Genomic DNA, 12,489 nt, shown 5'->3' with positions numbered 1-12,489 from the left:
CGTCAACCTCATGATCGCCCGGGGGGACGCCGGGGATCCCGGGGACCGGGTCAGTCGGTGCGGCGGGTGGCGGCGATGGCCAGGTCGACCAGGGACTGGCGGGCCTCGGTGTCGAGGTCGACCGTGGTGAGGGCCGCCAGGGCGCTCTCGGTGAGGGTGGCGATGCGGCGTTCGGTGCGGTCCAGGGCGCCGCTGGCGGTGATCAGCTCGCGCAGTCGGGACACCCCGGCGGCGTCCAGATCCGGGTCGCCGAGGCCGCCGAGCAGCAGGTCGCGGCCGGTGTCGTCGAGCGCCTCGAGGGTCGCCGCCACCAGGTACGTTCGCTTGCCCTCGCGCAGGTCGTCGCCGGCCGGCTTGCCGGTGCGCTCCGGGTCGCCGAACACCCCCAGCACATCGTCGCGGAGCTGGAACGCCTCGCCCAGCGGCAGCCCGTACGCCGAGTAGGCCGCGTGCACCTCGGCCGGCGCGTCGGCCAGCGCGGCGCCGAGCAGCAGCGGCCGCTCGACGGTGTACTTCGCCGACTTGTAGCGGGCCACCTTGCCGGCCCGCTCCAGCGAGGTGTCCCCGGTGGCCTGGGTCAGCACGTCCAGGTACTGCCCGACGGTCACCTCGGTGCGCATCTCGTCGAAGACCGGGCGGGCCCGGGCCACCGTGCGCGGGTCCAGGCCGGCGGAGTGCAGCAGCTCGTCGGACCAGACCAGGCAGAGGTCGCCCAGCAGGATCGCCGCCGCGTCGCCGAACCCGTCCGGGTCGCCGCTCCAGCCGGCCGCGCGGTGCCGGGCGGCGAACCGCCGGTGCACCGCGGGCTCGCCCCGGCGGGTGTCCGAGCGGTCCATGAGGTCGTCGTGGATCAGGGCGCTGGCCTGCACGAACTCCAGCGCGGCCAGGGCGGCGACCACCTGGTCGGAGTCGACCCCGCCGGCACCCCGGTAGCCCCAGTAGCCGAAGGCCGGGCGCAGCCGCTTCCCGCCGCCCAGCACGAACGCCTCGATCGCCTCGGCGACGGGCACCAGGCCGTTGTCGAGGGTGGTCAGCCAGCCGCGCTGGCCGGCGAGAAACTCGGTGAGGGCCTTGTCGATCCGCTGGCGCAGGCCGGCGCGGTCGACGGGGGACACGGGAGCAGCGTGGGTCACGCCGACGACGCTATCCGGTGTGCGCCGCTCGCGCCCTACCCCCCGGTCCCGGCGTGCCGCGCGCGACATCGACCGGGACCGTCGCGCCCGCGCCGCCGGGGGCGTGACCGGCAGGTACGGGCGGGCCGCCGCGAGCAGCCCCGCGTAGCGCCGGGCGGCCGGCTCGTGCGGGTGCCCGGCCAGCCGGCGGCGTACCTCGGTGAGCTGGCCGACCGCCCGGGGCGAGCCGGACCGGACGGCGTCGAGCAGCGCCGCGCCGGCCACCGCGCAGGCCCCGGGGATCTCGCCGAGCTGGAGATAGCCCCGGGCCAGCCAGCCGCCGTAGACGGCCGCCCGGCGCGGCCGGCCCCGCCCGCCGGCCACCGGCCGGAGCAGCGGGACCGCGGGCCCGGGGCGGCCCAGCGCGACCAGGGTGCGCCCGGTCAGCGCCGCCAGCTCCGCCTCGTCGAGCCAGTACAGCCAGGGCGGCTCCCGGCCCGGGTCGGGCGTGCCGGCCCGGGCGGCCCCGGCCAGCGCCTGCCCGGCGGCGCCCGCCCGGCCGGCGAGCGCGGCGGCGAGGGCCACCCGGTGCAGCAGCAGCGCCCGCAGCCCGGGGGAGGCGGCCGCGCGGCAGCCGGCGTAGCCGATCCGGGCCAGCGTCAGCGCCCCCGCCGGGTCCCCAGCGCCGGCCAGCAGGTGGCTGGCGGACCCGAGCACGTGCCCGGCGAGCGGCGGGTCCCCGGCGGCCACCGCGGCGCGCAGCGCCAGCCGGTAGGTCGTCAGCCCGCCGGCCAGGTCCCCGGCGTCGGCGGCCAGCCAGCCGGCCAGCTGCGCCGACTCGGCCAGCACTGGCAGCAGCCGGCGCCGGCCGGCGGACCCGGCCGCGCGGTAGCCCCGGGCCGCGTGGCGCAGCCGGCGGGCGCCGTGCCCGGCCAGGTCGGCGCCGCCCAGCAGGTCGTCCCAGCGCCGCAGCTCGGCCAGGTTGCCGCCGCCCGGCAGGTCGTCCGGGCGGGGCGGCTCGGCCGGCGCGAGGTCGACGAGCGGGCCGCCGAGCGTGGCACCGGACGGGTCGGCCGCCCAGCGGTGCGCCAGGGTGAGCAGGGCCAGCCGCGCGCGGGAGCCGGCCGGGCCGACGGCCGCCGGCACCGCACCGAGCCGGCGGCTGTGCGCGGCGGCCTCCGCGAGCAGCTCGCCCGGCACCCCGAGGACCACCGCCAGCCAGCCGGACCAGAAGTCGCCGGGGAGCCGGCGCTGTCGCTCCCACCGGGACACCTCGTGCCGGGTCAGGGTCGGCACGCCGGCGGCGGCGCAGAGCTCGGCGGCGACCCGCTGCTGACTCCAGCCGCGGGCCACCCGCAGCTCGACCAGGAGCGGCCCGAGCAGGCGCGGGCCGGGTGGCGGGGACGGGGTCATCGGGTCCTCCGGAGGCGACGGCGCGGGCGGCGACGCGGACGCCCGGCGGTGCCGGACCGGCGCGCCGCCGATCGTGGCGACCCCCGCGCGGGCCCCCGGGACCGGCCACCGGCCGGCCCCACCGCGCTGTCCCCTTCCTACCCCCGGGGTACGACGCTCCGCCCCGCTCGTGCTCGCGGGCTGGGAAGATCCTGGGCCGGCCCGGACCCGCCGGTTACAGTCGGTCCGTGGCGCTCGGTCTTCCCTCGGTCCTCCCCAACCCTCAGCCGGCCATCGGCGAGTTGATCCGTGACGGCCGGCCCACCTTCTCCTTCGAGTTCTTCCCGCCGAAGACCCCGCAGGGGGAGCGCCTGCTCTGGCAGGCCATCCGCGAGCTGGAGTCGCTGCGTCCCTCGTTCGTCTCGATCACCTACGGCGCGGGCGGCTCGACCCGGGACACCACGGTCGCGGTGACCGAGCGGATCGCCACCGAGACCACCCTGCTGCCGATGGCCCACCTCACCGCGGTCGACCACTCGGTCGCCGAGCTGCGGCACGTCATCGGCCGGCTGGCCTCGGTCGGGGTGCGCAACGTGCTGGCCGTGCGCGGCGACCCGCCGGGCAACCCGGGCGGCGAGTGGATCAAGCACCCGGAGGGCGTGCGGTACGCCGAGGAGCTGGTCCGGCTGGTCCGGGACGCCGGCGACTTTAGCGTCGGGGTGGCCGCCTTCCCGTACAAGCACCCGCGCTCGCCCGACGTGGCCAGCGACACCGCGCACTTCGTCCGCAAGTGCCGGGCCGGGGCCGAGTTCGCGATCACCCAGATGTTCTTCGACGCCGACGACTACCTGCGGCTTCGCGACCGGGTGGCCGCCGCCGGCTGCGACACCCCGATCCTGGCCGGGGTGATGCCGGTGACCCAGCTGGGCACCATCGAGCGGTCCGTGCAGCTCTCCGGCGCGCCGTTCCCGCCGGCCCTCGCGGCGCGGTTCGCCGAGGTGGCCGACGACCCGGAGGCGGTCCGCCGGCTCGGCATCGAGCAGGCGAGCGAGATGTGCGCGAAGCTGCTCGACGAGGGCGTGCCGGGGATCCACTTCATCACCCTCAACCGCTCCACCGCCACGCGGGAGGTCTGGCAGCGCCTGCGCGCCGCCGCGCGGGTGTGACCACCCGGCCCACGACACCCGCACCGTCCTTCTACGGTTGATTCCGTGGTGGGCACACAGCTGAACTGGGACCAGTACGCGACCGCGTGGGCGCGACTGCACGGCGGCTTCGATCCCCGGGCGGCCGCGCCGGTGGTCCGCGCCTGGCTGCGCCTCGCCTACCACGTGGGCTACATCCTGGGCCGGCTGCGGGTCGGCCCGACCCCGGTGACCGTGGTCGGGGTGCTGCTCTGCCTCTGCGTACCCCTGCTCGTGGGGCGGGTGGGTGACGGGCCGTTCCTGGGCGCGCTGTTCGTGCTGCTGGCCGCGGTGGCGGACAGCGTCGACGGCGCGGTGGCGGTGGCCACCAACCGCACCACCCGGCTCGGCTACGTCTACGACTCGGTGGCCGACCGGCTCGGCGAGGCCGCCTGGCTGACCGCGTTCTGGCTGCTCGGCGCGCCCGGTGCGCTGGTCGCCGCGGCCGGCGGCCTGTCCTGGCTGCACGAGTACGTGCGGGCCCGGGCGGTCTCCGCCGGGATGCGGGAGATCGGCGCGGTGACCGTGGGGGAGCGCCCCACCCGGGTCTGCGTGGCGCTGGTCGGGCTGCTGGTGGCCGGGCTCACCGGGCTGGTCGACGCCGACCTGATGGCCGGCACCATCACCATGGCCACCACGGTCTGGGTGCTGCTGGCCGGCTTCGGCCTCGGCCAACTGCTCTCCGCCGTCCGCCGCGCGCTGATCGACGCCGACTGACCCCGGCCTGATCCGGCGCGGGCGACCGGGCCTACCAGGCCGGGCCGATGGCGTCGGCGACGATCTCCGCCGACAGGGTGACCATGGGGAGGCCGCCGCCGGGGTGGCTGGAGCCGCCGACCAGCCAGAGCCCGGCCGCCGGGCCCCGGTTGGCCGGGCGGAGCAGCCCACCCGCGGTGCCGTAGATCGCGCCGCCCGGCGCGCCGGTCGACGCGTCCAGGTCGGCCGGGGTGCGGATGTCGCGGAACACCAGCCGGTCCCGCACGTCCACGCCCCGTTCGGCGAGCACGTCGAGGATCCGGTCGGCGTACGCCTCGGCCAGCCCCGGCCGCCGCCAGTCGACCGCGCCCGCGGCGGTGCCGTGCCGGGCCGCGTTGACCAGCACGAACCACGCCTCGTGCCCGGCCGGGCGGACCGTCGGGTCGTCGGCCACGGTGACGAAGACGGTCGGGTCCAGTGCCGGCCGGGCCCGGACGCCCCGCCCCGGCTCGCCGAAGACCGCGTCGAACTCGGCGTCGTGGTCGCGCGGGAAGAAGACGGTGTGGTGGGCCAGCCCGGAGTCGCCGCGGACGCCGAGCAGCAGCACGAATCCGGCCAGGCTGCGGTCGGTGAGCGCGGCCAGCCGGCGCGGGGTGGGCAGCAGGTCCCGGTAGACGGTCAGCGCGTCGACGTTGGCCACCACCACGTCGGCGGGGACCGGGGCGGCCACCCCGGCCAGGCGTACCCCGTGCACCCGGCCGCCGGCCGCGTCGATCCGGGTGACCGTGGCGCCGGTCCGCACCACCACCCCGAGGTCCAGGCAGCGCGACAGCAGCGCGTCGGCCAGGGTGCCCAGCCCGCCGCGCAGGTACCAGCCGCCGTACGCCAGTTCGGCGTAGGGGACGGCGACCAGCGCGGCCGGGGCGCGGCGCGGGTCGGCGCCGGTGTAGGTGGCGTACCGGTCGAGCAGCATCCGCAGCCGGGGGTCGGACAGGTGCCGGCGGCCCAGCCCGCGCAGGCTGCGGCCGGGGCCGATGGCGGCGAGGTCGCCCAGCCGCCAGGCCAGCGCGGCCAGGTCGCGGGGGGAGTCCACGGTGCGACGGAGCACGTCCCGGTGCGAGGCCGCCCACACCCGGCCGGCCCGCCGCCAGAGCCGCTGCCAGTCGGCGGCGGCCCGGTCGCCGAGCGCCGCGCCGATCCGGGCGGTGAACTCGGCCGGGTCGGCGCAGGAGTCGAGGGTGGGGCCGCCGCCGGGAAAGACGTGCCGGACGATCGGGTCCAGCGGCACCAGGTCCAGGTATTCGTCGAGCTTCGCGCCGGTCGTCTCGAACAGGTCGTGGAACACCTGCGGCAGGGTGACCAGGCTCGGCCCGGTGTCGAAACACCACGACCCCTCTGGGGTGTCGTGCCGGTGCCGGCCGAGCTTGCCGCCGACCGTGTCGGCCCGCTCGAAGACGGTGACCTCGTGCCCGGTGACCGCCAGCCGGGCGGCGGCGGCGAGCCCGCCCACGCCGGCGCCGATGACCACGATCCGCGCCATGCCGCCCCCTCCTAGCCGACCGGGCGACCCCGCCAGGTGATCCGGCGTCGCTTTCGCAGATGGTACGACCGGAGAGTCAGCCAACCGAGGACCACGACCGATACGGGGTGTGCCAGCGCGTCGGGCCACGCCCGCCCGCCGGTGGCCCGGGCGCTGACCGCACGCCCGGCGACGCCGAGCAGGTAGGCGGCCAGCGCGAGCCCGGCCGTCGCCGGCGCGCCGGCCACCAGGGCGCCGGCCGCGACCAGCGGGGGAGCGGTGTAGAGCAGGAGCAGCAGGGTCACCACCACCGCCGCGACGGTGGGATGCCCGAACGAGGCCCAGAGCGACTTGGTGTAGCCGTCGCGCAGCTGCGGCCAGTTCTCGTACATCCGGCAGGCGGCCAGCCGCGCGCCGTCCGCGAGGGCGATCCGGCCGCCGGACCGCTTCACCGCCCGGGCCAGCTCGATGTCCTCCAGGACCCGGTCGGCCACCGCCGCGTGCCCGCCGGCGCGCAGGTAGCCGGCCCGGTCCACGAGCAGGAACTGCCCGCCCGCCGCGGCCAGCGACGGCCGCGGCGAGCGTTCCATCGCGCGCAGCGGCAGGAAGGTCAGCCACAACCACTGCAGCAGCGGCTGCACCAGCCGGTCGGCCGCCGTCCGCACCACGATCCGGGGGTACGGCGACAGCAGCGTCGCCCCGGCCGCGCGCAGTTCGGTCACCGCCGCCGCGACCGCGTACGGGGTGAGCACCACGTCGGCGTCGACGAAGGCCAGCACGGTCGGGGCCGGGCCGGTGCGGGTGGCGAGCTGCCAGCAGGCGTGCGGCTTGCCCAGCCACCCCGGCGGCGGGGCGATCCCGGTGAGCAGGGTGACCCGCGGGTCGTCGCCGGCCACCGCGCGGACCACGTCGGCGGTGCCGTCGGTCGAGCCGTCGTCGAGCACCACGATCCGCAGCTCCGGCACGCCGCGCTGGGCGAGCAGCGCGCGCAGGCACGGGGTGACCCGGCCGGCCTCGTCGCGCAGCGGCAGCAGCACCGCCACCGCCTCGGTCACCTCGACCGGGCCGGCGCCGGGCCGGCGCAGCCACACGGTGGCGTTGACCAGCGTGTGCACGGTGAGCGCGGCGACCGCCGCGGCCAGGACGAGCGCGGGGATCATGCCGGCGCGTCGACGCGGGACGCCGGCTCGGCCGCCCCGCGACCGGCCCCGTCCCGGCGGGCGCGCAGCAGCGCCACCGCCAGCGGCACGGCGGCCACCGCCATCCCCGCCGCGCCCCAGACCGCCGAGGCGGGCAGCCGGAGGAAGACCGCGTGCGCCAGCACGCTGGAGGCGTACGTCCACAGGTAGAGCGCGAACATCGGCCCGTCCCGGTCGCCGGCGCGGTCGGCGGCCGGCCCGGCGAGCGGGCGCAGCGCGGTCATCAGCAGCACCGCGAAGAGCAGCCAGCCGAGGTAGTTGCTGACCGGGATGCCGGGCAGGCCGGGCAGGGCCGGAGTGGCGTCCCGCCAGCGCCAGTAGCCCTCGGCCACCATCTGCGGGTCGAGGAAGAGGTCCCAGGCGGCCAGCCCGACCGCGGCGAGGGCGATCCGGCCCGGGCGGGAGCCGGTGAGCCGGACCGCGGTGAGCCAGGCCGGCCAGGCCATCCAGGTCCAGGCCAGTGGGATGATCAGCGGCACCCCGGCCAGCTTCGGGCCCAGCTCGCCGGAGTAGTCGTAGCTGCCGAACGGGAAGCCGGTGGCCACTCCGAGCGCCTCGATCGCGAAGCCGCCACCGGTGGCCACGGCGACCAGCGCGAGCGCCGGGCGCGCGCCCCGGCTGAGCAGCGCGTGCCCCACGGAGAGCAGCCAGCCGAGCCCGACGGTGGCCACGGTCAGCCCGGCCCGGGTCGCGCCGCCGGTGAGCGGGTAGCAGATCTGGGCCAGGACCAGGACGGCCAGCAGCGCCCAGGGCAGCCGGCCCCGGCTCACGGCACCACCTCGGTTCGCGACCGCGGGGCTCGCAACCCCGGCTCACTCCTCGCGCTCACGGCGTGTCCGGGGCGGGTGCGCCGCCGGGGCCCGGCGGAGGCAGCGGCAGGTCCCGGCCGAGCACGCCGAACGGCCGCTCGTCGCCGGGGAAGTGGAAGTGACGCAGGATGTCGACGAAGCCGAACCGGCGGTAGAGCCGCCAGGCCCGGGACTTCTGCTCGTCGGCCTCGGGCGTGGAGAGCAGGGTGGTGCTCCCCTCGGCCATGGTGAGCAGGGCACGCAGCTGGCCGGCGCCCAGGCCGTGCCCCTGCGCGGGCGGGCGGACGTGCAGCTCGACCACCTCGAAGCAGTGGCTCAGCCAGCGCTGCCGGGTCTCGGCGTCCAGCGCCCGGTGCACCTGGTCGTGCCACCACTGGCCGGCGGCGCCGAGGTAGCCGTAGCCGAAACCGGCCAGGTGTCCCTCGGTGGTGAGGCTGGCGACGGCGCGGAAGCCGGGCCGGCGGACGTGGGTGGCGATGTAGCCGCGCCGGGCCTCCAGCAGGTCGGCACGGTAGCCCATCGCCTCGCCGTAGACGGCCACCACGTCGTCCAGCCGCCGGACCAGATCGTCCGGCGTCCACCGCACCAACCTCATGCGTTCCCTCTCGCCGTTTCCGGGCCGCTCTCGGTGGCGGCCCATCCCAGCACCGTGCGGTCGCCGACCACCTCGCCCACCGCGAACCGCGCGAACAGTTCCTCCGCGTACCAGCCCTCGATGGGGGTGCGGGTGATCGCGGCGCGGTGCTCCGGCTGACGGTACGCGAACCCGACCAGGTCCGCCGCGTCGCGCCACAGGCTCACCGTGCCCTGCCAGCCCAGCGGGGCCTCGCCGACGCCGAACCGGGCGAGCAGCCCGGGCGCGGCGTGCAGGGCGGCGGCGACCGGCGGGACCGCCCGCCAGAAGGTGACCGCCCGGCGGGCCCGCAGCCGGGCCCGGGTCAGCGCCAGCACCGGCCCGGCGACCCGGCCGCCGGACGGCTCGCCGAACGGCCGGCGGCCGGACCACTCGCCGCGGCTGGTCAGCGGGCGCAGCTCCACCCGGACGCCGGCGCGGGCGAGCCGGGCCCAGGAGCGGCCGACCGGGGAGGCGTCGAAGCGGGCCGCCGCGGTGGGGGAGTCCCACACCACCAGGGCGGCCCACCGGGTCAGGTCGGCGTCGCCCGGGCCGAAGCCGGTGCCGGTCCCGGTGCCGAGCAGCTTGGCGAACCGGACGCCGGGCATCCGGCGCAGCCGCGCCGGGTGGGTCGCCATCCGGGCCAGCGCCCGGGGGACGGCCGCCCGGGGGATCCGCCAGACGTGCAGCGTGACGAGTTCGGGGGTCACGCCACCTCGGTCGGGGTGCCGGAGGTGAGCCGGAGCAGCTCCGCGTACGTGGTGGGGAAGACCGCCTGCGGCACGCCGCCGGCCGCCCACACCTCGTCGTACGCCGCCAGCGCGGTGTCCACGATGGTGCGCAGCGGTTGCGGGTGGCCGATCGGGGCGACCCCGCCGATCACCTGCCCGGTGTGCCCCTTGACGAACTCCGGGGTGGCCCGGCGCAGGTGGGTGACCCCGAGGGAGGCGGCCAGCTCGGCGGTGTCCACGCGGTGCGCGCCGGAGGTGAGCACCAGCAGGGGCGTGTCGTCGGCGTCGAAGACGAGCGAGTTGGCGATGGCGCCGACCTGGACGCCGAGCGCCTCGGCCGCCGCGGCGGCGGTGTGCACGGCCTCGGGCAGCAGGCGAACCTGGCTGGGGCCGCCGGAGCCGTCCCGCGCCCCCGCGTCGTCGAGCGCCCGCTGCACCGCCTGCACGTTCGGGTGTGGCTGCATGCCCCTCATTCTCCCCACCGCGCCCGGTCCCACGCCCCCGCCCCACCCCCGGCGCGTCGATCGTGAAGCTCCCGTCGCGACACGCCGGCGGCCGGCGCGACAACTTTCACGACCGACCGGTCGAGCGGGCGGTGACGAGTGCCTCGATGCCGTCCAGGATCCGGGCCAGGCCGAAGTCGAGGGCCGCGTCGGTGGCCTCCGGGTCGATGCCGCGCAGGGCGGCGTCCAGCGCGGGGAACCGCTCCTCGCGGCCGCGGACCAGGACGCCGAAGGCGGTCTCCCGGCTTCCGGCGGGCGCGCCGTCCGGCGCCGCGTGCTGGGCCAGGTTGCGGGCGTGCCCGACCAGGAGCACCGCGACGTCGAGCTGCTCGGCGCCGGTCAGTCCGGTGCCGGTGAGGGCGGCGACTACCCGTTCCACCCAGGCCAGCTCGTTCGGGCCGGGCAGCCGGGCGCCGACGGTCGCCGCTTGGGCCCACGGGTGCCGGCGGAACCGGTCGAACAGCTGCCGGGTCCAGTCGTCGAGCTGGCCACGCCAGTCGGCGCCGGGCGGCGGCGCGGGCGGCTCGCCGATCGCGGCCTCCAGCATCAGCGCCACCAGCTCGGCCCGGCCGGGCACGTAGCGGTAGAGCGCCATTTTCGTGACGTCCAGCGACTCGGCGACCCGCTGCATGGTCAGCCCGTCGAGCCCGTCGGCGTCGGCGATGGTGATGCCGGCGCGGGCGATCGCGGCCAGCGTGAGGGTGGGGCGGGGCCCGCGCCGGGGCCCGCTCGGGGTGCCCCACAGCAGCTCGAACAGCCGGCGTTTGTCGACGCCACCGGTCTCCACGATCACCCCTCTTGTTCCCGTCCCAAAACTGTGTCTAGAGTACTCTGTATCCGAGGGACACAGTTTAGAACGGGGAAAGACATGCCGACTCCACTGCACGGCTTTCGCGTGCTCGTCTCCGGCGCCGGGGTGGCCGGCCCGGCGGTGGCCTGGTGGCTGGCCCGGCACGGGGCCGAGGTCACCGTCGTCGAGGCCGCCCCGGCGCTGCGCACCAGCGGCTTCGCGGTCGACTTCCGCGGCCCGACCCACCTCGGCGTGCTCGCCGCCATGGGCGTCCTCGACGAACTGCGCGCGGTGCAGACCCACGCCGGCGCGATGAGCCGGGTGGACGAGCACGACCGGGAGATCTTCCGGCTGCCGGCCGAGTTCGCCGGCGGCGAGCTGGAGGTCCGCCGCCGGGACCTGTCCCGGATCCTCCACGAGCACGGTGCCGACCGGGTCGGGTACGTGTTCGGCGACCGGATCACCGCGCTCACCGAGACCGCCGACGGGACGCGGGTCGACCTCGCCCGGGGCGCCTCCCGCACCGTCGACCTGGTGGTCGGGGCGGACGGGCTGCACTCCGGCGTACGCCGGCTGGCGTTCGGGCCTGAGTCGGCGTACGTGACCCACCTCGGTTACCACCTGGCCGGCTGGGACCTGCCCAACGACATGGGGGCGGGCCCGGTCCCGCGGCAGTACAACGTGCCCGGCCGGATGGCCAGCGTGGCCGCCGACCAGCGGGGGCCGGAGCGGGCGGCCGCCTTCGTCGTGTTCGCCTCGCCCCGACAGGACCACGAGCGGCTCGACCTCGACCGGCAGAAGGCGCTGGTCGCCGACGCCTTCGCCGGGCTGGGCTGGCACGTGCCCCGGCTGCTCGCCGGGCTGCGGGACGCGCCCGAGCTCTACTTCGACGCGATCGCCCGGGTCAGCGTGCCCCGGTGGCACGCCGGCCGGGCGGTGCTGGTCGGCGACGCGGCCTGGGGGGTGACCCTCGGCGGGATGGGGGTGGGCACCGGCCTGGTCGGGGCGTACGTGCTCGCCGGCGAACTGGCCCTGGCCGGCGGCGACCACCGGGTGGCGCTGCCCGCGTACGAGCGGCGGATGCGGGCCTACGCCGGCCGCTGGCAGCGCGGCGCCAGCCCCGGCCACTTCCTCGCCCCGGCCAGCGGCTGGGGGCTGTGGCTGCGCGACCGGCTGCTGGCCGCCCGCCCGGTCCAGGCGCTGCTGGTGCGCAGCACCGGCTCGCTGGCCACCGAGGCCGACCTGCCCGACTACGCGGCGCGGGTTTGAGCCGCCGGCCGGGATCCGGGCCAGTTCGGGGTGGCCCGGATCCCGCCGGCGGCGTCCACCAGCAGGGCCGCGTACCCGTCCAGGGTGGCCAGCCAGTCGAGCGCGTCCGCGCCGCGGGCGACCGCCGCGGTGGCGTACACGTCGGCCCAGAGCAGTTCGGGGCCGACCACGGTGACCGATCGGACGGCCTCGGCCGGCCGCCCGGTGAGCCGGTGCCAGCGGGCGATCCGGTCCTGGCCGAAGCGCCGCTCGACCAGCGGCACCCGGGCCATCAGCACCACCTGCACGAGCATCAGGTCGGCGCTGACCAGGCCGGCGAGCCGGCCGAGTGAGGTGAGGCCGGTGGCCACGCCGCCCAGCAGCTCCTGCACGCCATGGTCGGCGGTCCAGAGCGCGGTGACCACCAGCAGGCTGAGCACCGCGGCGACGCCGGCCACGTCGGCCCACCAGGCCGGGACCGCCGGCAGGGTCCGGCGCGGGGTACGCCGGTCGGCGACGGCGGTACGGCTGACGTCCATGTCGTCAACCCTGGGGCCCCGAACTCGGCGGCTCCTTTGTCGATGCTGTGCGCGCCCTGAGCTTGATCTTTAACCTCCGTGGGTCCTTTGGGGACCCTGACTGACCACGGAAACAGCCCTTGGTCGATGATCTTCTTGTCTAGGGAAGAGCATC

Annotated in this window: 12 protein-coding genes; 3 read left to right on the top strand and 9 right to left on the bottom strand. The window is 77.3% G+C overall.

The window, feature by feature from the left end; translation table 11 throughout:
* Nucleotides 1-50 precede the first annotated feature (50 nt).
* A complete protein-coding gene (locus AB0F68_RS11610) occupies nucleotides 51-1,133 on the bottom strand; it encodes a polyprenyl synthetase family protein (protein ID WP_357335905.1) in 1,083 nt (360 codons plus the stop codon).
* 1,619 nt (nucleotides 1,134-2,752) lie between these two features.
* Here AB0F68_RS11610 and metF point away from each other — a divergent pair.
* Nucleotides 2,753-3,670 carry a methylenetetrahydrofolate reductase [NAD(P)H] gene (metF, locus tag AB0F68_RS11605; protein ID WP_357335439.1) on the top strand — a complete coding sequence of 306 codons (918 nt, stop codon included), beginning with the start codon at nucleotides 2,753-2,755 and terminating at the stop codon, nucleotides 3,668-3,670.
* A 45-nt stretch (nucleotides 3,671-3,715) separates the two neighbouring features.
* Complete coding sequence (locus tag AB0F68_RS11600) at nucleotides 3,716-4,405, top strand: CDP-alcohol phosphatidyltransferase family protein (RefSeq protein ID WP_357335438.1); 690 nt, start codon at nucleotides 3,716-3,718, stop codon at nucleotides 4,403-4,405.
* 31 nt (nucleotides 4,406-4,436) lie between these two features.
* On the opposite strand, the gene crtI is transcribed toward AB0F68_RS11600, so the two are convergent.
* From crtI to AB0F68_RS11565, 7 genes are all read right to left on the bottom strand, one after another.
* Nucleotides 4,437-5,924 (bottom strand): phytoene desaturase family protein, encoded by a 1,488-nt coding sequence (crtI, locus tag AB0F68_RS11595; RefSeq protein ID WP_357335436.1) that lies wholly within the window; start codon nucleotides 5,922-5,924, stop codon nucleotides 4,437-4,439.
* A gap of 11 nt (nucleotides 5,925-5,935) precedes the next feature.
* The gene (locus AB0F68_RS11590; RefSeq protein ID WP_357335434.1) at nucleotides 5,936-7,063 is read right to left on the bottom strand and encodes a glycosyltransferase family A protein; all 1,128 of its coding nucleotides are present in this window, start codon (nucleotides 7,061-7,063) and stop codon (nucleotides 5,936-5,938) included.
* Nucleotides 7,060-7,872 carry a carotenoid biosynthesis protein gene (locus AB0F68_RS11585; protein WP_357335432.1) on the bottom strand — a complete coding sequence of 271 codons (813 nt, stop codon included), beginning with the start codon at nucleotides 7,870-7,872 and terminating at the stop codon, nucleotides 7,060-7,062. Before AB0F68_RS11585 ends, AB0F68_RS11590 begins: the two co-directional genes overlap by 4 nt.
* 55 nt (nucleotides 7,873-7,927) lie before the next feature.
* The gene (locus AB0F68_RS11580; protein WP_357335431.1) at nucleotides 7,928-8,506 is read right to left on the bottom strand and encodes a GNAT family N-acetyltransferase; all 579 of its coding nucleotides are present in this window, start codon (nucleotides 8,504-8,506) and stop codon (nucleotides 7,928-7,930) included.
* Nucleotides 8,503-9,234, bottom strand: coding sequence for a monooxygenase (locus AB0F68_RS11575; RefSeq protein ID WP_357335429.1), 732 nt, complete (start codon nucleotides 9,232-9,234; stop codon nucleotides 8,503-8,505). Before AB0F68_RS11575 ends, AB0F68_RS11580 begins: the two co-directional genes overlap by 4 nt.
* Nucleotides 9,231-9,719: a YbaK/EbsC family protein gene (locus AB0F68_RS11570; RefSeq protein WP_357335428.1), complete on the bottom strand. Its 489-nt coding sequence runs from the start codon at nucleotides 9,717-9,719 to the stop codon at nucleotides 9,231-9,233. The genes AB0F68_RS11575 and AB0F68_RS11570 overlap by 4 nt, the downstream gene beginning before the upstream one ends.
* Nucleotides 9,720-9,825: 106 nt before the next feature.
* Nucleotides 9,826-10,551 carry a TetR/AcrR family transcriptional regulator C-terminal domain-containing protein gene (locus AB0F68_RS11565; protein ID WP_357335426.1) on the bottom strand — a complete coding sequence of 242 codons (726 nt, stop codon included), beginning with the start codon at nucleotides 10,549-10,551 and terminating at the stop codon, nucleotides 9,826-9,828.
* A 75-nt stretch (nucleotides 10,552-10,626) separates the two neighbouring features.
* Here AB0F68_RS11565 and AB0F68_RS11560 point away from each other — a divergent pair, with 75 nt between their 5' ends.
* The gene (locus tag AB0F68_RS11560; protein ID WP_357335423.1) at nucleotides 10,627-11,817 is read left to right on the top strand and encodes an FAD-dependent monooxygenase; all 1,191 of its coding nucleotides are present in this window, start codon (nucleotides 10,627-10,629) and stop codon (nucleotides 11,815-11,817) included.
* On the opposite strand, the gene AB0F68_RS11555 is transcribed toward AB0F68_RS11560, so the two are convergent.
* Nucleotides 11,799-12,335: a hypothetical protein gene (locus AB0F68_RS11555; protein ID WP_357335420.1), complete on the bottom strand. Its 537-nt coding sequence runs from the start codon at nucleotides 12,333-12,335 to the stop codon at nucleotides 11,799-11,801. The genes AB0F68_RS11560 and AB0F68_RS11555 overlap by 19 nt on opposite strands.
* Between the last annotated feature and the right edge of the window lie 154 nt (nucleotides 12,336-12,489).

This window comes from Micromonospora sp. NPDC023966 (genome assembly GCF_040639095.1).
Classification (GTDB): Bacteria; Actinomycetota; Actinomycetes; order Mycobacteriales; family Micromonosporaceae; genus Micromonospora.
Note: the sequence above shows the minus strand (reverse complement) of the source record. Positions and strands in the feature narration are given on the sequence as shown.